This is a genomic window from Allocoprococcus similis (assembly GCF_054660775.1).
On sequence record NZ_BAAHSG010000044.1, the window covers coordinates 70,955 to 92,785 of the forward strand.

Annotated in this window: 16 protein-coding genes and 1 pseudogene; 14 read left to right on the top strand and 3 right to left on the bottom strand. The window is 45.1% G+C overall.

Annotated elements, in window-relative coordinates:
• Window positions 1-185: 185 nt before the first annotated feature.
• The 8 genes from ACYQ5K_RS15195 (at window position 186) to ACYQ5K_RS15230 (ending at window position 10,696) form a co-directional block, all read left to right on the top strand.
• A complete protein-coding gene (locus ACYQ5K_RS15195; RefSeq protein ID WP_459777868.1) occupies window positions 186-1,769 on the top strand; it encodes an ABC transporter substrate-binding protein in 1,584 nt (527 codons plus the stop codon).
• A 62-nt stretch (window positions 1,770-1,831) separates the two neighbouring features.
• The gene (locus tag ACYQ5K_RS15200; RefSeq protein ID WP_459777869.1) at window positions 1,832-2,782 is read left to right on the top strand and encodes an ABC transporter permease; all 951 of its coding nucleotides are present in this window, start codon (window positions 1,832-1,834) and stop codon (window positions 2,780-2,782) included.
• Between the two features lie 12 nt (window positions 2,783-2,794).
• Entirely contained in the window at window positions 2,795-3,691 is an 897-nt protein-coding gene (locus tag ACYQ5K_RS15205) for an ABC transporter permease (RefSeq protein WP_459777870.1), read from the top strand.
• Window positions 3,691-4,707, top strand: a complete 1,017-nt coding sequence (locus ACYQ5K_RS15210; protein ID WP_117824729.1) for an ABC transporter ATP-binding protein — start codon at window positions 3,691-3,693, stop codon at window positions 4,705-4,707. The genes ACYQ5K_RS15205 and ACYQ5K_RS15210 overlap by 1 nt, the downstream gene beginning before the upstream one ends.
• Window positions 4,708-4,711: 4 nt before the next feature.
• On the top strand, window positions 4,712-5,686 hold the full coding sequence (locus ACYQ5K_RS15215; RefSeq protein WP_459777871.1) for an ABC transporter ATP-binding protein: 975 nt from the start codon (window positions 4,712-4,714) through the stop codon (window positions 5,684-5,686).
• Window positions 5,687-6,505: 819 nt separating this feature from the next.
• Window positions 6,506-7,720: an efflux RND transporter periplasmic adaptor subunit gene (locus tag ACYQ5K_RS15220; protein WP_173687597.1), complete on the top strand. Its 1,215-nt coding sequence runs from the start codon at window positions 6,506-6,508 to the stop codon at window positions 7,718-7,720.
• Window positions 7,721-7,723: 3 nt separating this feature from the next.
• A complete protein-coding gene (locus ACYQ5K_RS15225; RefSeq protein WP_173687596.1) occupies window positions 7,724-9,424 on the top strand; it encodes an HlyD family secretion protein in 1,701 nt (566 codons plus the stop codon).
• 15 nt (window positions 9,425-9,439) lie between these two features.
• Window positions 9,440-10,696 carry an ABC transporter permease gene (locus ACYQ5K_RS15230; protein WP_178025822.1) on the top strand — a complete coding sequence of 419 codons (1,257 nt, stop codon included), beginning with the start codon at window positions 9,440-9,442 and terminating at the stop codon, window positions 10,694-10,696.
• 82 nt (window positions 10,697-10,778) lie between these two features.
• Here the strand turns inward: ACYQ5K_RS15230 and ACYQ5K_RS15235 are convergent, their stop codons facing one another.
• Window positions 10,779-11,714: a LysR family transcriptional regulator gene (locus tag ACYQ5K_RS15235; protein ID WP_178025821.1), complete on the bottom strand. Its 936-nt coding sequence runs from the start codon at window positions 11,712-11,714 to the stop codon at window positions 10,779-10,781.
• Window positions 11,715-11,854: 140 nt separating this feature from the next.
• Here ACYQ5K_RS15235 and ACYQ5K_RS15240 point away from each other — a divergent pair, with 140 nt between their 5' ends.
• The 4 genes from ACYQ5K_RS15240 (at window position 11,855) to ACYQ5K_RS15255 (ending at window position 19,595) form a co-directional block, all read left to right on the top strand.
• Window positions 11,855-13,291: an aspartate ammonia-lyase gene (locus tag ACYQ5K_RS15240; RefSeq protein WP_173687593.1), complete on the top strand. Its 1,437-nt coding sequence runs from the start codon at window positions 11,855-11,857 to the stop codon at window positions 13,289-13,291.
• Window positions 13,292-13,397: 106 nt separating this feature from the next.
• On the top strand, window positions 13,398-17,015 hold the full coding sequence (locus ACYQ5K_RS15245) for an ABC transporter ATP-binding protein/permease (protein WP_173687592.1): 3,618 nt from the start codon (window positions 13,398-13,400) through the stop codon (window positions 17,013-17,015).
• 25 nt (window positions 17,016-17,040) lie between these two features.
• Window positions 17,041-18,441: a uracil-xanthine permease family protein gene (locus ACYQ5K_RS15250; RefSeq protein ID WP_173687591.1), complete on the top strand. Its 1,401-nt coding sequence runs from the start codon at window positions 17,041-17,043 to the stop codon at window positions 18,439-18,441.
• A gap of 263 nt (window positions 18,442-18,704) precedes the next feature.
• Window positions 18,705-19,595 carry a LysR family transcriptional regulator gene (locus ACYQ5K_RS15255; RefSeq protein WP_173687589.1) on the top strand — a complete coding sequence of 297 codons (891 nt, stop codon included), beginning with the start codon at window positions 18,705-18,707 and terminating at the stop codon, window positions 19,593-19,595.
• A gap of 168 nt (window positions 19,596-19,763) precedes the next feature.
• On the opposite strand, the gene ACYQ5K_RS15260 is transcribed toward ACYQ5K_RS15255, so the two are convergent.
• Window positions 19,764-20,414, bottom strand: coding sequence for a phosphoketolase family protein (locus ACYQ5K_RS15260; RefSeq protein ID WP_459777882.1), 651 nt, complete (start codon window positions 20,412-20,414; stop codon window positions 19,764-19,766).
• A 3-nt stretch (window positions 20,415-20,417) separates the two neighbouring features.
• Window positions 20,418-20,780 (bottom strand): annotated as a pseudogene (locus tag ACYQ5K_RS15265) (phosphoketolase); the annotation flags it as partial.
• A gap of 30 nt (window positions 20,781-20,810) precedes the next feature.
• On the opposite strand from ACYQ5K_RS15265, the gene ACYQ5K_RS15270 reads away from it, so the two are divergent.
• Entirely contained in the window at window positions 20,811-21,524 is a 714-nt protein-coding gene (locus ACYQ5K_RS15270; RefSeq protein ID WP_173687588.1) for a CpsD/CapB family tyrosine-protein kinase, read from the top strand.
• Window positions 21,525-21,631: 107 nt separating this feature from the next.
• Complete coding sequence (rpmB, locus tag ACYQ5K_RS15275; protein WP_459777872.1) at window positions 21,632-21,820, top strand: 50S ribosomal protein L28; 189 nt, start codon at window positions 21,632-21,634, stop codon at window positions 21,818-21,820.
• Window positions 21,821-21,831 lie beyond the last annotated feature (11 nt).

Here is a 21,831-nt window from a genome sequence, read left to right on the forward strand (position 1 = left end):
GAAGAATATAATAAAAACATTAGATGGACTGAACAGAAAGCATGTAATCGCGGTAATTAAAGAATAGTTATAGAAGAATAAAATATTAACAATACTTATAGGAAAAAACAATTAGACTTATAAATATAGTTGATGTATACTACAAAAGGTGTTAATTATATGACAATTTTAGGAGGAAAGAATTAATGAAAAAGAAAACACTTTCACGTGTTCTTGCTTTCTCTTTATGTGCAGCTCTTCTTGCAACAACAGGTTGCGGGGGATCAGACAAGAAAGATGGCAGCACAGATGCAAAGCAGACAGAAGCAGCAGCGGCAAAAGATGAAATGCACATTGCAGTATCAGCAAACCCGCCAACACTTGACACACAGATCAGCAACTCCAACATTGTAGGACAGATTGCGTATCATATTTTTGAGCCACTGTTTGCAATGGATGAAAACTATGAGCCGCAGCCGGTTCTTGCAGAATCTTACGAAGTAAGCGAAGATGGTCTTGAATATACCATTAAACTTCGTGAAGGTGTGAAATTCCATAACGGCAACGAGATGACTGCAGATGACGTTGTTGCATCTATGAACCGTTGGATAGAAAAATCACCAAAGGCAAATACATTGATCGGTGGATCTACATTTGAAAAAGTGGATGATTATACAGTGAAGATGACAGCTAACCAGGCTTCTTCTGATATTATTACCGTTCTTGCTAACCCGATCATGTTCGCAGCTATTTATCCGGCAGAGATTGTTGAAGCTGCTACAGATGAAGGAATCAGCGAATTCATCGGTACAGGTCCGTATAAACTTGCTGAGTGGAAACAGGATCAGTACATTAAGTTAGAGAAGAATGATGATTACCAGGGAAATGAAAATGCAACATCTGGTCTTGCAAGCGAAAAAACCGCTGCAACAAAGACATTGGTATTTGATTTCGTTACAGATGCATCTACACGACTCGCAGGTGCACAGAACGGACAGTATGATGTTGTTGAAGAAATTCCGTTGGATAACTATGATGATCTGGCAAATGCTTCTAACGTAACACTTAGCATTACAAAGGGTGGTACACTTAACCTTTTCCTTAATACAACAGAAGGAATCATGGCTAACCAGGATATGAGACAGGCCGTGCTTGCTGCACTTAACTGTGACGATATTCTTCTTGCATGTTACGGTAACGAAGACCTCTACGAAGAAAATCCGGGATGGTTCAACCCGTCAGATACACAGTGGGGAACAGATGCAGGAAAAGAATATTACAACCAGAATGATGCGGATAAAGCAAAAGAGCTTCTTAAGAAAGCAGGATATAATAACGAAAAACTTGTACTTGTAACAACACCGGATTATCCGGAAATGTACAGTGCAACACTGGTTGTTCAGGAACAGTTAAAGAAAGTTGGAATCAATGCTGAAGTTGAAAGCTATGATTTCAGTACTTTCATGGAACATCGTGCAGATCCGAAACAGTTCAGCATGTATGTGACAAGTAACAGCTACAACGTACTTCCGATCCAGTTATCCGTGCTTGATAAAGGATGGGCAGGACTTGATGCACCGGAAGTTACAGATGGAATTACAGCGATCCGTTCTGCTGCATCTACAGAAGATGCTTCTGCTGCATGGGCAGATCTACAGGAATTTCTTTATGAATATGGTGCAGCATCTGTTATCGGGCATTACACAGGTGTAAATGCTCTTAGCACAAAAGTAGAAGGTTATGATTACTTAAGATTCCCGATTTTATGGAACGCAACAGTTTCAAAATAATCCGGAGATGGTAACGGCGAGCAGCAGATGCGGCTCGCCGTTTTTTAAAGAAGGAGTACAGTATGTTATCTTATATCGGAAAAAGACTTTTATCACTGATCCCGGTTATGTTTGTCGTATCAGTTGTTGCTTTCCTGGTAGTTTACATGATCCCGGGGGGACCTGCAACGGCAATTCTTGGTATGGAAGCAACTCCGGATCAGATCAGTGCACTCAATGCACAGCTTGGTTTTGACAGACCATTTCTGGTACAGTATCTCGATTGGTTTGGAAATGTGTTACACGGGGACTGGGGAAATTCTTATTTTCTTCAGACATCTGTTCTTTCGGCAATCGGAGAGTATTTTGGACCAACCTTAAGTCTGGCAATTCTTGCACAGATTTTTGCACTGATCCTTTCCGTACCGCTTGGAATCCTTGCGGCTTACAAAAGAGGAACAGCCATTGACGTAACAGCCGTTTCAATTTCACTTCTCGGTTCTGCACTTCCGGGATTTTTGCTCAGTATGTTTCTGATGCTTGCTTTCAGTGTGTATAACCACTGGTTCCCGGTTGCAGGCTATGCCACACTTTCTGCAGGATTTGGCGAACATCTGAAATATCTGTTTGTTCCGGCTCTGTCCCTTGGAATCGTACAGGCAGCATATCTTACCAGAATGACAAGATCTTCCCTTCTGGATGTGCTTTATAAAAACTTCATCCATACAGCCCGGGCAAAGGGACTGAAAGAGATGAAAGTGGTTCTGGTCTATGGACTTAAAAATGCAGCGCCGATTATTTTAACAGTGGTGGGACAATCATTCGGAAGTCTGATCACAGGTACTATCGTCACAGAAACGTTGTTTAACATACCGGGGCTTGGTATGCTGACCATGACTTCCATCAACAGAAGAGATGTCTTTGTAATTCAGGGAGTTGTACTATTTGTAACCATGTTGTATGTACTTGTCAATCTGGTGGTGGATGTTCTTTACGGTTTCGTAGATCCAAGACTCCAGCCAGGACGCAAATAGGAGGAAAAAAAGATGTATTTTACAAGAAAAAGTATGTCTGAAGCCAGTGAAGCGATTTTTAAAGAGCAGAGACAGCTTCGGAAAGAAAAACTTCTTGCAAATCCGGCACTGATCATCGGTGCAGTCGGATTTGTCGTAATTCTTATTGTAGCTGTCCTGGTTCCGCTTCTTAGTAAGGTTGATCCAAATGCCATGACGGTCACAGAACGTTTTAAAGCGCCGTGTGCAAAATATATTTTCGGAACAGATGAATATGGCCGTGATATATTCATCCGTCTGATGTATGGAGCCAGAGTATCCCTCTGGGTAGGCGGATGTGTTGCTGCTTTTTCCTGCATCCTTGGCACGATCATCGGTGTGTATGCAAGCTATTTCAAAATTCTTGACCAGATCCTGATGAGAATCAGTGATGGTCTGATCGCCATTCCGGGAATTCTTCTTGCAATCGCCCTGATCGCAGCACTTGGTACTTCCAGCTGGAATGTGGTGCTTGCCCTGACGATCGTTTATACACCGAGTGTGGCGCGTACTGTCCGTGCAAGTGCGATGGTCATCAAAGAGCAGCCGTATGTGGAGGCTGCAAAGGTGCAGGGGTTCAGTAACTTTAAAATCCTCTGGAAGCTGATCCTTCCGGGCGTTATTTCACCGCTTACCGTGCAGGCCTCTTTCATTTTTGCACAGGCAATCATTTCCGAAGCATCCTTAAGCTTCTTAGGTGCTGGTATTCCGGCTCCGGCAGCAAGCTGGGGAAATATGCTGCAGGACAGCAAGCTGGTATTTTCAAAGGCACCGTGGACCATGATCTGCCCTGGTATTGCAGTAGTAGTCTGTGTACTCAGTCTGAATCTTCTGGGCGACGGTCTCCGGGATTTCCTTGATCCGAGAGTAAAAGGAGGAGCGAAGAAATAATGGAAAAGCAGTGTAATGAATGTAAAAATCCAATTCTGGAAGTCAAAGATCTGCGGGTAAAATTCTCCGTTCATAAGAAATGGCTTCCTGCAGTAGACGGAGTAAATCTCTGTATCCAGCCGGGTGAGATCATCGGAGTTGTAGGAGAGTCCGGATCCGGAAAAAGTGTCATGTCACAGTCCATTCTCCGTCTTCGTGATCACGACACCGCAGTGCAGTACGAGGGAGAGATCCTGTTTGAAAATGAAGACCTGTTAAAGCGACCGCTTTCCAAGATGAGAGAGATCCGTGGAAATGATATTTCTGTTATTTTCCAGGATCCGCTGAACTCTTTAAGCCCGGTACATACCGTTGAAAAGCAGCTCAGCGAAATCGTGCTTCTTCATAAAAACGTAACAAAGGCAGAGGCAAAGGCACGTTCAATCGAGATGCTGAAGCTGACCGGGATTCCGAATCCGGAAGACTGCATGAAAAAGTACCCGTTTGAATTATCCGGTGGTATGCAGCAGCGAGTGATGATCGCAATGGCACTTGCCTGCGAGCCGAAGCTTCTGATCGCAGATGAGCCGACGACTGCCCTGGATGTAACAATCCAGGAACAGATCCTGCATCTGATCAAAGAGCTGAATGAAAAGCTTGGTATGTCCGTGCTCTTTATCACGCATGACATGGGGGCGGTTGCGCAGCTCTGTCATAGTGTGAAGGTTATGTATCTGGGACAGGTAGTAGAAGATACTACGACAGAAGAACTTTTTGCCAATCCACTGCATCCGTATACGGAAGGGCTTCTTGCCTGTATCCCGCATCTTGGAGTGGAGAGAGGTAAAGAACTTCCAACTATTCCGGGAACCGTACCGCCGCTGACCAAGATCCCAGTCGGATGTCATTTCTGTACCAGATGCAAATACGCGGATGACCGCTGCAAGAACACACAGCCGCCGCTTGTGGAAGCAAGAAAAGGGCATCTGGTAAAATGTTGGAAATATGCAGATCAGGCAGTGAAAGAGGAGGTATAGACAGATGAGTGAATATTTACTGGAAATTAAAAACTTAAAAAAGTCTTTCCCTCTGAAAACCGGAAAGAGTAGCCTTTTCGGGAAAACATCCCGGATGTGTGCAGTAGATAATATGTCCCTTTCCATAAAAAAGGGTGAGACATACGGACTGGTTGGGGAATCCGGATGTGGAAAATCTACCACAGGACGTGCAATTGTAGGTCTGACAAAACCAGACAGTGGTTCCATTCTTTACGATGGAAAGGATCTTTGCAAATTAAGTGACAAAGAGTTCAAACCACTTAGAAAAGAATTGCAGATGGTATTCCAGAATACCCTTTCTGCACTGAATCCGCGTCAGAGAATCGGAGATATCCTGGAGGATATCCTGAAGATCCACAGCAATCTGGATGCATCAGAAAGAAGAGAAAAGGTAGTAGAGGTCCTGAAGAAGGTAGGGCTTTCCGAAGACCATTATTTCCGTTTCCCGCACGAGCTTTCCGGTGGGCAGGTACAGCGTCTCGGTATTGCAAGTGCCCTTGTTATCGGGCCAAAACTGATCGTCTGTGACGAACCGGTATCTGCACTTGACGTATCCATTCAGGCACAGATCCTGAATATGCTGATGCAGCTTCAGAAGGAACTGGGACTCAGCCTTTTATTTATTTCACACGATATCGGTGTTATCCGTTTTATCTCAGACCGTATTGGGGTTATGTATCTGGGGACACTGGTAGAAGAAACCGATACCGAAGAATTGTTTGCAAATCCACTCCATCCGTACACTAAAGGACTTTTTGCTTCTGTGCCGGATCCGTATATTGAGAGGGATGGATTTTCAGAGCTTTCCGGAGAACAGCCGGTCAGAACCGAAGATTTTAAGGGTTGTGCGTTCTCTACACGTTGTCCGCATGCGACAGAAAAATGCAGACAGGAAGCACCGGTCTTCAGAGAGGTGAAACCGGGACATAAAGTAGCTTGTCATATGGTAGAAGAATAGAGGTATGTAAAAGAGTACACCGCGGGAGATGGGGAATCCTGCGGTGTTTTTTATGCAAGGGGACGAAGGGCAAGTAGGAGAAGGTTGTGAGGTCGACCGGACGAAAAGAATTTTCATAGATTCCATTACGCAAACCATTCTGATGAACCCCTTAGGGCGGGAATCGTGTTCAGCAGAGGCTTCCACGATTCCTGGGTTTCATCTCCATTGCGTAATAAGTGAATCTACGACAATTCTTTTCGCCCGGTCGACCATTCTACTTTGCTGGCGTTGCCCTTCTGTGTGTTCAAAAAAGACAGGGATTCCTTGAGGGGAAGTGAGCGGTGTACTTTTTTGGGGGAAGGGGATGCTGTGGCGAGTTGGAGGGGATGGGTGAAGTTTAGAGGAATGGAAGATGTATCTAGTTACTGGTCTAATGTGTTTGGATAAGGGATGTATATATAAAGAATGAAAATTCAGTCAAAAACAAAATGATACAAAAAATGAATGAAAATTAAGAAAAAATAAATAGTATTCAACATTGTTTTCCAGTATACTGAATATATGATTGAATATCAGAAAGAAGTTATGGGGCGATGGTATAGTGCGATAACTTGGAGGGACAAAGTGTATATAGAAAGTGCTGCGGCTTCCTTATTGAGGCAATGGAGAGGAAACTCAGGAATCGTGGAAGCCTTTGCTGAACACGATTCCCGCTTTCAGAGGTTCCTCGGAATGGTTTGCCGAAGGGAAGCCGCAGCACTTTCTATATACACTTTGTCGGACTAACTTCAACAAACTTTTACACCTTAAAAGTAGAATGATGAGGAGGGAATGAGAATGAATTTCAAAGAAAATCTGACGGGGAAGAAAAAGGTGATTTTTATTGTATGCTTTATTTTAGCAGTCGCTCTGATTGCCGCAATCCTGCACATGGTTTCGGGAGGGGGAAAGGATTCCGCGAAGAACATCCTCTACGCGGATAAGGTCAGCGTGATCACCGGCAACGGAAGCGGAACCGTGAACCGCTTTGCAGGTGTTGTGGAGGCGCAGGATACTTTGAAAATCTCACTTTCAGAAGGACAGAAAGTGAAAGAGATTTTCGTGGAAAAAGGGCAGGAAGTGGAGCCTGGGACGAAACTCTTTGAATATGATACAGAGGAGCTTGCAATGACACTGGAGCAGGGGAATCTGGAGCTGGAGAAGATAGGGAACAGTATTTCCAATCTGAATTCACAGATTGCGGCTTTAACGACAGAGAAAAAGAATGCACCGGCAGGTGAGCAGCTTTCTTATACAACGCAGATCCAGGAGCTGCAGACGAATGTAAAACAGGAAGAATATAATTATAAAGTAAAAGAACTGGAAGTGAACCGGACGAAGAAGAGTCTGGAATCATCCACGGTGACATCCACGATTGCAGGAATCATCCAGGAGATCAATCCAGATCCTGGTTATGATGATTACAGTGGAGAAAAGCAGGCATTTATGAGCATTCTTTCTACTGGAAAATACCGAATTAAGGGAAAAATCAGTGAACAGAATATCGGTGAGCTTCAGCCGGGAATGGATGTGACGGTGCGGGCAAGGAATAACCAGGAGGAGATCTGGAAAGGATCTGTGGATGTGATTGACACGGAAAAACCGGAGAGCAGTTCACAAAGCGAGATGTATTCCGGTTCAGATTCTTCTGCCCGGGCAACTAAGTATCCATTTTATGTAACGCTTGAAACCAGTGATGGTCTGATGCTGGGACAGCATGTATATATCGAACCTGGAACCGGCGTAAATACAGAGGGATTACATCTGATGACTGCTTATATTGTAGATGCAGATGGGAAAGAGCCTTATGTCTGGGTAGCAAATGAAAAGGACAGACTGGAAAAGAGAAATGTAAAGCTTGGTGCTTATGATGAGGAGCAGGATACATGGGAGATCACGGAAGGACTGAAAGAGACGGATTACATTGTCTGGCCGGATGGAGAATGTAAAGAAGGAGCAGCCGTTCAGAAGAACGAAAATGTACAGGCAGGAGGCACGGAAGAGGGGGAATAAAGGATGGCTTTTCAAAAAAGAAATAAGAAAAAAATTCTTCAGATCGGGATTGCTGTGGCTGTCTGTGTATGTGTCATTGGAGGCGGCACTTTATTTGCAATGAAAAAAAGCGAAAAAGCGGTCAAGGTTGCACCGGTAGCCAGTATGAGTAATGGTGGATGGTATTCAGAATCGGATATTTATGATTATGCGAAGGTGCAGGCAGGTGCGAGCCAGGACATTTACCATGATGATACCCTTACGATTAAAGAGATTTATGTCAGGGCAGGGGATACAGTGAAGATCGGTGATCGTCTGGTTGCTTATGATACCACGCTTGCAGGACTTGAGCGGGAAATGAAGCAGATGGAGATTCAGGGGATTGAACTGAATATTCAGAATCAAAAGGCAGAATTAGAGCAGCTGAAAAATGCAAAGATTGTTGCGTCTGTTGAAAGAAGCCAGGATGAGCTACGAAAAATGACTGCAAAAGGAACCAGACCTGGAATAATGTGGACTGCGGATGCAAAGAAAAATGAAGGGGAAAATCCGGATACTTCCGAAAATCCGGAGCAGCCGGAGACACCAGAGAATCCGGAAGGACCGGAAAAACCATCAATCGGGAAACCGTTTCCTGAAGAACTGAAGGACAAGATTATTTATAAAGAGATTACAAAGGACGCAGCTCCTTATAATGAGGATGGGGATGGAACAAAAGAAAAGCCGTATCGCTATCTTTGTGCGCCGGGGGCAACGGTGAATGCGGAGTTCATGCTGAAAATGCTGGAAGAGAGGGCTGTCTGCGTATTTGATGTAGTGGATCAGGAGAAGGAACCGACGCTTCTTTTATATTCCTGGACGCTGGACGGAAAGACCGGACAGGTGATAAAGCCCGAAAATCCGGAACAGCCGGTGACACCGGAAGAGCCGAAAATTCCGGACGAACCGGATAACCCTGGTGGAGATGAAGAGCCGGATCCGGGAGATTCAGATGGAATGACCAGGGAAGAGCAGGCAAAGCAGATCCAGGAAAAAGAACAGAAGATCAAAGATCTGGATCTGGAGAAGCGAACAGCACAACTGGAATTGAAAAAGCTGGATAAAAAAGTAAATAATGGTGTTGTAAAGAGTACAGTGGAGGGAACGGTAAAAGCTGTACTTGACGAAGAAGAGGCAAAGCTGGAGAATAAACCGGTTATATCTGTGACCGGAAAAACCGGTTATTATGTAATCGGAGGGATTGCCGAAAGCAGTTATGATAAATTAAAAGAGGGTATGACTGTGATGGTGACTTCCTGGAATACGGGGAACTTTTATGAGGCAACGATCACCAGTGTCGGTAATTCACCGGTTGAAAGTATGAAGAGCAGCGAGAATCCTAATATGTCCTACTATCCGTTTACTGCAGTGGTTGAGAAAGATGCAGACCTTTCATCTGGTGAGGGTGTCAGTATTTCCGTAGACGGACTTTCGGGTGACAGTGGAGATTTGATTTACCTGGAACAGATGTTCATAAGAGAAGACGGAAACCGCTCCTATGTATACAAGAAAGGAAAAAATGGAAGGCTGGAGAAGCAGTATGTAGAGGTTGGGAAAAATATGTACGGTTCCATTGAAATTGTTTCCGGACTTACCATGGAGGATGAGATTGCATTTCCGTATGGAAGAAATGTAAAAGAGGGTGCGAAGACAAAGACAGTGGAGTCACTGTATGATTATAATTAATGAGGGGGTGAGGAGATGCTTGAAGATATCAGGCTGGCATTTCAGGGAATCTGGAGCCATAAGCTGCGGTCTGCGCTGACGATGCTTGGTATTATTATCGGAATCGGATCAATCATTGCAATTGTTTCGACAATCAAAGGAACCAATGAGCAGATCAAGAAAAATCTGGTTGGCGCGGGAAATAATGCGGTCAATATCCAGCTTTATCAGGGAGACTGGACACTGGATCTGTCTTATCAGGAGGTTCCAGATGGAATACCGGAGATTTCAGATCAGGCACTTGGTGAGATCCAGGCACTGGATGAGGTGGAAAGTGCAGCCCTTTATCACAAACGGAATGAATATGATGCTGTATATGCAGGCAGTCAGAAGCTGGCAAGCTGTAATATTCTTGGGATAGATTCCAATTATCTGAATGCCTATGGATTTCAGATCACAAAAGGGCGTGGCTTTTCCGAAAAAGATTTTACTGCAAACCGGAAAGTTGTGCTGCTTGATAAAACGACAGCCACAGCTCTATTCCCGGATGGAAATGTGATCGGAAAGATTATTGAGGTTAAAGGGGAGCCATTTACTGTGATCGGTATGATGGCGAGAAAAGAAAATTCGCAGCCGGTGATTAATTCGATGGAAGACTATTACCGTTATGTATCCACGGATGGAAGCGGAACGATCTGTATTCCGGATACACTGTGGCCGATTATTTATCAGTATGATGAACCGCAGAATCTGGTTGTCCGCGCGACAAGCACAGATGAGATGACAGCGGCAGGAGAAAAGGCGGCAGATATCCTGAACAGTTATCTGACGGTGTCCGATGATACGATCAAATATAAAGGGGAGGATCTTCTGGAACAGGCAAACCAGATCCAGGAGATCAGTAATTCTACGAATCAGCAGCTGATATGGATCGCAAGTATTTCCCTGTTGGTTGGCGGAATCGGTGTCATGAATATTATGCTGGTATCCGTAACAGAAAGAACTAGGGAGATCGGACTGAAGAAGGCGCTTGGCGCGAGAAAAAGAAGGATCCTGACGCAGTTTCTGACGGAAGCGGCAGTGCTTACCCTTCTCGGAGGTCTGATCGGTGTGGCAGGAGGGATTGCGCTTGCCTATATTATTTCCGCAGTCTCGGCAGTTCCGGTGGCAATCAGCGGAGTGTCTATTCTGGTCGGAGTAGTATTTTCCACACTGATCGGAATTATTTTCGGACTTCTTCCGTCGGTGAAGGCGGCGAACATGAATCCGATCGATGCACTCAGAAGTGAGTAGGTTTATGTAGAGTAGAAATATTTGTCGGATCCAAGATTGCAGATGAATACAAAGTATCTGTTCTACAGTCAAGTGGCGTGCCTTACTGGCACGCCATTTTTAAAAATTCTTCCATTGCTCTTGTCTGGTAGCGACCATTTTTCCAGTAGAACCGGATGTCACGGCTGCTTTCGCCTGCAGGAAGCTTATAGTACACCACATCAGAGGTAAGAGGTACTTTTGAGAGCATGATATCTCCGATAAAAGAGATCCCCATGCCGGAGCAGGTGATGTTGTAAGAAGTCATCTGCTGATCCATTTCCAGGATGATATTTGGTTCAAAGAGATTGTTCTGACAGATCATACGGGCACGTTTCCCTGTGTCGTTTTCCGGTTTCAGCATAATAAATGGCTCACTTTTAAAGCGTGTCAGAGGAACGGGAGGACAGGATTCTTCCAGAAATTTTTTGCTCAGGATATCTTCTACAGGAAGCTGATAGGAGCGCAGCCTATTATTGATCGGGAATGCTCCCGGAACAGCAAGGATCAGGTGCTCTTCCTGAAATTTACGGCAGCTGTAGATGGCGGCATCCAGAACGCTGCTGTCCAGCATCAGATCCAGTTGCCCGTGTCGCAGCATACGGGCAAGATTGGCAGTGGTTTCTTCAATCAGGCTGATCTGGATCAGAGGATATCTGCGGGCAAAATCCGCAATCAGCGGAGGCAGGATCCAGGAGGAAAACAGGTTGCTTCCTCCGAGGATGAGTGTTCCTTTTCTCAGATCGCCCCAGTCGTTTACAAATCCTTCAAATTCATTCTGGATACTTTTTATTTTTTCTATCGCTTTGATATACTGTACCCCACATTCGGTAAGGGACAGTGGTTTGGTACTCCGGTCAAAGATCGGATATCCGATGTGGTGCTCGACACGCTTTACGTTGGCACTGAGTGAAGGCTGTGAGATAAATAACTTCTCAGCTGCCTTGGAAAAGCTTTTTTCCAGATAAACTTCATAGACATATTCCATTCCCTGAAACATAGGTATTCTCCTTTGATATAGTTTTAAAATTATAGTTACTATAAAAATATATGTATTAGATTATATTATAACACAGAGCTATAATGAGAACAACAAAGGCAATACGCCAGAGAAAAATGAAAAATTGAGGGATTTTTGAGATGGAAAAAGGAAAAGAAAACAAGACAGGTTATCGTGTAGAACAGGATTCAATAGGGGCAAAGGATATTCCGGGAGATGTATATTACGGGGTACAGTCCCTGCGTGCTGCGGAGAATTTCCGCATTACCGGGCTGAATATGCATCCGGAGATCATCAACAGTCTTGCGTACATAAAGAAAGCATCTGCGATCACCAACTGCGAGAGTGGGATTCTGGAAAAGAAAAAGGCAAAAGCAATCGTACAGGCATGTGATGAGATCCTTGCAGGAAAGTTGCATGAGTACTTTATCGTAGATCCGATCCAGGGAGGTGCGGGAACTTCTCTGAACATGAATGCAAACGAAGTCATTGCCAACCGTGCGATTGAGATTCTTGGCGGAAAAAAAGGAGATTATTCAGCAGTAAATCCGAATGATGATGTAAACTGCGGACAGTCCACAAATGATGTTATTCCGACAGCCGGCAAGATGACTTCACTCAGACTTCTTCAGAATCTGAAAAAAGAACTGCTCAGACTTCACGGAGCACTCTGCAAAAAGGCAGAAGAATTCGACCATGTGATCAAAATGGGACGCACCCAGATGCAGGATGCAGTTCCGATTCGTCTGGGTCAGGAATTTCAGGCGTATTCCGATGCCATCATGCGTGATATCCACCGTATGGATAAGGCGATGGATGAGATGCGTACTGTCAACATGGGTGGAACGGCAGTCGGAACCGGAATCAATGCAGATGAAGCCTATGTAAGCCGCATTGTTCCGAATCTTTCAAAAATATCTGATATTCAGTTTGTCCAGGCCTTTGATCTGATTGATGCAACCCAGAACCTGGATCCGTTTGTGGCAGTATCCGGTGCAGTGAAAGCATGTGCAGTCACACTTTCCAAGATCGCCAATGACCTGCGTCTGATGTCATCCGGACCAAGAGCCGGATTTGGCGAGATCAACCTTCCGGCAAAGCAGAATGGTTCTTCGATCATGCCGGGAAAGGTGAATCCGGTCATCCCGGAAGTAGTGAACCAGGTCGCATTTAACATCATTGGAAATGATGTGACGATCACGATGGCAGCAGAGGGCGGACAGCTGGAACTGAATGCGTTTGAACCAATCGTATTCTACTGCCTGTTCCAGTCCATCGATACCCTGGCTTATGCAGTCCAGACTTTCGTAGATAACTGTGTGACAGGAATCACAGCCAATGAAGAGAGATGCCGTCAGCTGGTAGAGAACAGCATTGGCGTAATTACTGCAATCTGTCCGCATGTAGGCTATGAGAAAGCAGCGGAGATTGCGAAAAAAGCAATGAAGACCGGAGAATCCATCCGTAATCTGATCCTCAGAGAAGGGCTTTTAAGTGAAAAAGAGATGGAAACCGTTCTGGATCCGGTCAATATGACAGAGCCAGGTATTTCAGGAAAAGAACTTCTCAGAAAATAAAGACTAAAAAGAATTAAATTTTTCTAAAAGACATGATTTTCTCCTTTTAAGGGTGTACAATGAAACATACGTGTTTCATGAGTTACAACTTAAAAGGAGAATTTTTATGCTTCAAATTCAACATATCTGCAAAGAATACCGTACAGGTACGCTGGTACAGAAGGCACTGGATGATGTAAGCCTGAATCTCAGGGACAATGAATTTGTTGCGATCCTGGGACCGAGTGGTTCGGGAAAGACGACGCTTCTTAACATCATCGGTGGACTGGATCGGTACGATAGTGGTGATCTGATCATCAACGGGATTTCCACGAAAAAATATAAAGACAGAGATTGGGATTCCTATCGGAATCATACCATTGGTTTTGTATTTCAGAGTTATAATCTGATTCCGCATCAGACAGTGCTTGCCAACGTGGAGCTGGCACTGACTATTTCCGGGATCGGGAAGGAAGAACGGAAAAAGAGAGCGATCGAGGCTCTGAAAAAAGTTGGTCTTGGAGAGCAGTTGCATAAGAGACCGAGCCAGATGTCAGGCGGACAGATGCAGAGGGTGGCAATCGCCCGTGCACTGGTCAACGATCCGGATATCCTGCTTGCTGATGAGCCGACCGGGGCACTGGACACGGCGACCAGTGTGCAGGTTATGGAACTTTTAAAAGAGGTGGCAAAGGACCGGCTGGTTGTGATGGTCACACATAACCCGGAGCTTGCCGAAGAATATGCAACCCGTATTGTCACACTCAAGGACGGAAAGATCCGCTCGGATACGGACGAATTTTATGTCAATGAAGCGGTCATGAAGGAGCCGGAGCATAAGAACATGGGGAAATCATCGATGTCCTTTCTGACGGCACTTTCCTTAAGTTTTAATAACTTAAAGACAAAGAAAGCAAGAACCCTTTTGACTTCGTTTGCCGGATCCATCGGAATCATAGGAATTGCACTGATCCTGGCACTTTCCAATGGAGTGAATGCCTATATTAAGTCGATCGAGGAAGAGACCCTTTCCGAGTATCCGCTTCAGATCCAGAGCACCGGATTTGACATGACTTCCATGATGGTGGGGAATATGGACAGCGGTTCGGGCAGTACTGATAAAAAGGAGACAAAAAAAGACGGGGAAGTCAAGGTCATGCAGGTGATGACCAATATGTTTTCCACGATGGATTCCAATGATCTGAAATCCCTGAAAGAATACCTGGATGACGGCAAAAGCGGGATTGAGGATTACACCAGTGCAGTGGAATATTCCTATAGCATTTCCCCGCGGATCTTCCGGCAGAATAAAGATGGTTCAGTCCGGCAGGTGAATCCGGACAAATCCTTTGAAGCACTGGGAATCGGTTCCGGTGCAAGCACCAGCAGTCTGATGTCGTCTATGATGAGCACCAATGTGTTCTATGAGATGCCGAAGACAGAAAGCCTGTACGAGAATCAGTATGATGTGAAAGAGGGACGCTGGCCACAAAGTTATAACGAATGTGTGCTGGTGCTGACTCCAAATGGAGGCATGAGTGATTTCCTCCTCTATACACTGGGACTCAGGGATCAGATGGAACTGGACGAGATGATCCAGGAGTTTATCAACGAGGAAGATGTAAATACGCCGGCGGATATTGGCGATTACACATATGAGGATATTTTAGGGAAGACCTTCAAGCTGGTCAACGTATCGGATTGCTACGAATATGACAGCCAGTATAAGGTCTGGAAGGACAAATCCGATAATACGGATTATATGAAAAAGCTGGTTGATAACGGGGAAGCCCTGAAAATTGTCGGTATCGTGCAGGCATCGGAGGATGCAAATGCGTCTGCCCTGACACCGGGGATTGGTTATCCACAGAGTCTGACAGAGCATGTGGCAAAAGAGGCGGCAAAAAGTGAGATTGTCAAAGACCAGCTGAAAAATCCGTCAAAGAATGTCTTTACCGGAGAGCAGTTTGGAAGTACAGAAGAGAAGAACGGACTGGATGAGAACAGCCTGTTTACGGTCGATGAGGATGCACTTCAGAAAGCCTTTGGATTTGATGACAGTGCGCTTTCAGATGGATTTTCTGGTAATCTTTTAGCGGCAGACTCCCTGAATCTGGGAAATGCATTCCAGATGGGCGGAAATTCCCTGGATCTGTCCGGTATGGTGAATCTGGATCAGATCGATCTGGATGTGTCCGGGATGCCGCAGATGAATCTGGGAGATATGATCGGTAGTCTGGATCTTACCGTGAAACCGGGCGGGATGCAGAAGCTGTCCGCAAGCGTTCTGGAAGGGTATCAGGAGTATGTAAAATCCCATCCGGAGGCAGATTATTCCAATCTGGCAGGGGATTTTATGGATTATCTGACCACAGATGATGCACAGAAGATCCTGAAAGAAAATTTAAGAGAAATCATTGAAAATGCTGGTGGTTTTCAGATTACGACTGATCAGATGCAGGAGCTGGTACGGCAGGTAATGGCTGGTTATCAGGAATATGCGAAAGCGAACGGCTATACGGATCCGGATACCTTTGCAGAGCATCTGATGGAATATCTGCAGACACCAGAAGCCAAAGCGATTATGGATGCATGGCAGCAGGAGACGTTCGGGGATACGGTGGTAAATATTACTTCGGATCAGCTGACAAAGCTGGCAAGAGAACTTGCCGGCGGTTATTCGGCATATGCTGCGGCAAATGGAAAGGCAGATCCGACGAAGATGGGAGAGCATTTTCTGAATTATCTTGCCACGGCAGATGGAAAGCAGCGTCTGATGAGCGGGCTTTCCGAAGTGATCGACCTGAATCAGCTGGAGAGTCAGCTTGGTGCGGCGATGGGAAGTTACATGTCAAAGGTAATGGGAGCTTATACCGGAGCGATTTCCGGTGCGATTGAAACGCAGATTACTTCAGCAATGAACCAGATTGTCACCCAGATCACAGGTGGAATCGGAAACGCCATGCAGGCGGCAATGGGAAATGTAGGAACCCAGCTGCAGAATATGCTTGGAAGCTCGATGAAAATTGATACGGAAGCATTTGCAAAGGCATTCCAGATGAATATGACGACGGATGATCTGGCAGAACTGATGACATCGATGACGATGAGTGCAACTGCTTCTTACGACAATAATCTTCAGAAGCTGGGATATGCGGATTTTGACAATCCAAGCCAGATTTCCATCTATCCGACAGATTTTGAGAGTAAGGAAGAAGTAGTAAAGATTCTGGATTCCTATAACAGTCAGATGGAAAAAGAAGGGAAAGAAGAACAGGTGATTACCTATACCGATATCGTCGGAACGCTGATGTCCTCGGTGACGAATATTGTGGATATCATCAGTTACGTGCTGATTGCGTTTGTGGCGATTTCCCTTGTCGTATCTTCGATCATGATCGGAGTGATCACCTACATCAGTGTACTGGAGCGAAAGAAAGAGATCGGAATCCTGCGTGCGATCGGGGCATCCAAGGGAAATGTGTCCCAGGTATTTAATGCGGAGACCTTTATCATCGGGCTTTGTGCCGGACTGATCGGGATTGGACTGTCACTGTTGCTTCTGATCCCTGGAAATATGATCATCCATGCGGTGGCAGATAATAACAAAGTCAATGCGTTTTTACCGGTACTTCCGGCGGTGGTGCTGATTCTTTTAAGTATCGGACTGACTCTGCTTGGCGGAATCATCCCTTCAAGAAAGGCGGCAAAAAGTGATCCGGTGACAGCACTTCGGACAGAATAAAAGGGAGAATGAAGGAAAAAGGAAGATGGATAAAGAGAAAAATACAAAAGCGGTGAGAGAGGAAAATATTTACTGTCTGAACGGAAGAGTGCCGGTTAAAAAGGCGATTCCGTTCGGACTCCAGCATGTGCTGGCAATGTTTGTGTCGAATCTGGCACCGGTACTGATCGTGTGCAGTGCGGCATTTGTGAGAGGATCGGAGAATCACTTAAGTGCTGCTGAAATTACACAGCTTCTGCAGTGCGCGATGTTTGCGGCGGGGATCGGGACCTGTCTGCAGCTTTACCCGGTATGGAAGATTGGTTCCAGACTTCCGATCGTTATGGGAGTCAGTTTTACCTTTCTTGGGAGTCTGCTGATGATCTGTACCAATCCGGAACTTGGATATGAAGGAATGGTTGGTGCGGTGATCGCCGGAGGTATTTTTGAGGGACTGGTAGGAATGAGTGCCAAATACTGGAAACGGTTCCTGACGCCGGTAGTATCGGCATGTGTGGTAATTGCGATTGGACTTTCCCTTCTGTCGGTAGGAATGGATTCCTGGGGCGGTGGAAATGGGGCAGAAGATTTTGGAGCGTGGTACCATCTTATGGTCGGATTTTTCACACTGGTTGTGTGTCTGGCTGCCCGTTATCTGTTAAAAGGCGTATACAAGAACCTGAACGTACTGGTTGGTCTGGTCTGCGGTTATCTTCTGTCAATTGTATTTACTGTGGTGGGGATTGCGCCGATGGTCGATTTCTCAGGAATTACAAAGACGATTGAACAGGTCGGTGTGTTCAGCCTTCCAAAGCTTGTATTTTTTACTTCCCATAAACCGGTCTTTGATCTGGGAGCATTCTTTACCATTGCAATTGTTTTCCTGGTATCGGCAGCAGAGACAACAGGTGCAACTACCGCAGTGTGTACCGGTGCGCTGGGGCGGGATATCAAGATGGAAGAACTGCAGGGGTCTCTTGCCGTGGATGGATTCTCCAGTGCGATTTCAGGATGTTTTGGCTGTCTGCCGCTTACTTCTTTCAGTCAGAATATCGGGCTTGTCACGATGACAGGAGTCATTAACCGTTTTACCATTCTGATGGGCGCGCTGATCCTGATCCTCGCCTCTTTGTTCCCACCACTGGGTGCATTTTTTAACTCACTTCCGCAGGCAGTGCTTGGAGGCTGTACGGTTATGATGTTCGGATCGATCATGTATGAAGGGATCAAGATGCTCAAAGAGTGTGTGTTTGATGACAGAACCATGATCATCGTATCGCTGGCATTCTGTATCGGTGTCGGACTGACACAGACTTCCGGAAACTTCTTTTCCGCATTTCCGAAGGAGGTAGGAGATATTTTTAATGGAAATGCAGTTGCAGGTGTGTTTGTGGTGTCATTGATCTTAAGTCTCTGTCTTCCGAAGAAAAAAACAACAGATTTGTAAACGTGATAAAATATCCCCTATCCAATCTGCACAGTCGCAGGCACCATTTGCAAAGCATTCCCGGTTGTAGGAATGATGTGTATATTGAAAAGTCAGACCGGAATGTGATGGCAAAAGAACTGAAAAAACGGTTTGAACCGGTAAGGTTCTGGAACGATTTTTTTATGTAAAAAAGGACGGATGCTTATGATTGTAAGAATAAAAATGAATGCTATACTTACGACAGACAAAACTGAGGAAATGAGACAGCAAAGGAGAGGCATATGAATTCGAATTTTGAATATTATAAAGTTTTTTATTATGTGGCAAAGTATGAGAATCTTACGAAAGCATCCAGCGTATTAAAGACAAGCCAGCCGGCGGTGACGAGAACGATACACAATCTGGAAAATGAATTGGGCTGCCGGTTATTTACCAGAAGCAAATCCGGAATGAAGCTGACACCGGAGGGAAGAACCTTCTACAGCTATGTGGCGGCAGGATGTGCCCAGTTCTTTAAAGGGGAGAGTGATCTGAGCAATCTGATCAGCCTGGAGAATGGAACGATCTATATCAGTGCGACCGAGACAGCCCTGCATTGTTTCCTGTTCCGGGCAATGGGGGAGTTCAACAGCATTTACCCGAACGTGCATTTCAAAATCTTAAATAACAGTACCATGGATTCGGTGAACGCTGTAAAAGAAGGAAAGGTAGATCTGGCGTTTGTGTCAACGGATCTGCAGGTGAATAAGCCGCTGCGTATGAAGAAACTGCGGGAATATCATGAGGTTCTGATCGGAGGGAGTCGTTATACAGAACTGAAAGGGAGAAAAGTTTCTTTGGAAGAATTGTCGGCGTATCCCTGGATCAGTCTGACTTCGGAAGCACTTACGAGAAAATTCCTGAATGATTATTTCGCAGAACATGGCCTGCAGTTCTCACCGGATATGGAGCTTGCGACGACAGACCTGATCTTACCGGCAGTCCGGCATAATCTTGGGATCGGTTTTGTTCCGGAAGAATTTGCCGAAGAAGAAAAACGGGCGGGAAATGTATTTGAGATTGAGGTGGAAGAAAAGCTTCCGACCAGAAACATCATTCTGATCTATGATATGGAGTACCCGCAGAGTATTGCATCGAAGGAGTTTCAGAAGTTCTTAAGTAGTCAGAACTAAGAGAAAAGGGAGTTCAAAGCAGATGTCTGCCGTGTGGGTGTGGCAGCATGTAAAGAAAGGTAACGCTAAGAAGAATGCCCCGGAATTTTATGTGTGGATCATAAAATTCCGGGGCATTTCTATATTTGTAAGTATAAAGTAGAATTTTGGATTGAAAAACGATTGGTGTTATTTATGCCATTCCCAGTTTCTGATTTCTTCCAGATCCTGTCCGTATTCAGCAATGTACTGTTTGTGTTCAACCAGTTTGTCGTTCATCTTCTGAATCAGGAATGAGCCCTTGTTACCAAGCTGTGGCAGATGCATGATTGCATCTTTTACCAGGTTGAAACGGTCGATCTGGTTCTGTACACGCATATCGAATGGTGTTGTGATCGTACCTTCTTCCTGATATCCATGAACGGAAATGTTGTGGTTATGACGTTCATAAGTGAGCTCATGGATCAGTGTCGGATATCCGTGGAATGCGAAGATAACCGGTTTGTCTTTTGTGAAGATTGCATCGTATTCTGCATCACTTAATCCATGTGGATGTTTGTGGTCAGATTCCAGTTTGAACAGGTCGACTACATTGACAACGCGGATCTTGAGTTCTGGCATTTCATCGCGAAGGATGGTAACAGCAGCCATGATTTCAAGTGTCGGTGTGTCACCGCAGCAAGCCATAACAACATCCGGTTCTTCACCGCAGTCATTACGTGCCCATTCCCAGATACCGATACCCTGTGTACAATGCTTAACAGCCTGTTCCATAGTCAGCCACTGGCAGCTTGGATGCTTAGATGCTACGATTGCATTGACATAGTTCTTACTCTTGATGCAGTGGTCGAAGCATGAGAGTAAGCAGTTCGTATCCGGTGGTAAATACATGCGTACAACGTCTGCCTTTTTGTTGGCAATGTGATCCAGGAATCCCGGATCCTGATGTGTAAATCCATTGTGATCCTGCTGCCATACGTTGGATGTCAGGATAAAGTTCAGAGAAGCAATTGGCTGTCTCCATGAAAGCTGGTTGCAGACTTTCAGCCATTTTGCATGCTGTGCTGCCATAGAGTCAACGATACGGATGAATGCTTCGTAGCTTGCGAAGAATCCGTGACGTCCTGTCAGAAGATATCCCTCTAACCATCCTTCACACATATGTTCACTTAACATACCATCCATGATACGTCCGTCTCTTGCAAGACAGTCGTCTGTGTCAAGCCAGGTGTTTTAGTGAAAAAGGTTAATTTATCGATTGAAAAGAAAAGCTACGGGGTGCGTGAAGCAATCCGGACATTGCGTACCAATCTGCAGTTTTGCGGAGATGATAAAAGAGTCATTCTTGTAACAAGCTGTGTGCCGGGAGAGGGGAAAAGCTCTGTTTCTGTTGCGCTGGCAGAATCAATTGCAGACATGGGAAAATCTGTGATCCTTGTTGATGCGGATATCCGGAAATCTGTTATGACATCGAAACTTCAGATTACCGGTGCAGATAAAGGGCTGTCACACTTCCTCTCCGGACAGTGTGTGCTTGCAGATGTGATTATGGCGACAAATATTCCGAAATTTCATATTCTTCTTTCCGGACCGGAGGCTCCGAATCCGACAGAGCTTCTGGAATCCAAACGTTTTACCGGTATGTTGGAGTCCATGAAGAATGTCTATGATTATATTATCATTGACTGCCCGCCGCTTGGTCTTGTTATTGATGCGGCAATCATTGGACGGCAGAGTGATGGCGCTATTATTGTTGTCGAAGCAGGTAAGACAAAATACCGTCTGGTGCAGAATGTAAAAGACCAGCTGGAAAATTCGGGAGTTTCCGTTCTTGGTGTTGTCCTTAACAAGGTAGAGCGTAAGAACCAGAAGGGATATTATAACAAATATTATGGCTCACAGAAGTATGAGGGCTATTATGGACACAATGAAGAAACAAAAAATGCATAAAAGTGAAAATAACACTTGCAATTGTTAAAAGTTTCTGTTAAAATAATTATTGTTGTGAGTCTGCAAGATATGTAAGCAGACATTTCAGATCGTTAGGAGGTGCAATCATGGGTAAATGTGCTATTTGTGAAAAGGGTGCTCATTTCGGAAATAACGTAAGTCACTCTCATAGAAGATCATCTAAGATGTGGAAATCTAACGTAAAATCCGTTAGAGTTAAAACGGAAAACGGCGGAACACAGAAAATGTACGTATGTACAAGCTGCCTGAAATCCGGACGCGTTGAAAGAGCTTAATCTGAGCGGAA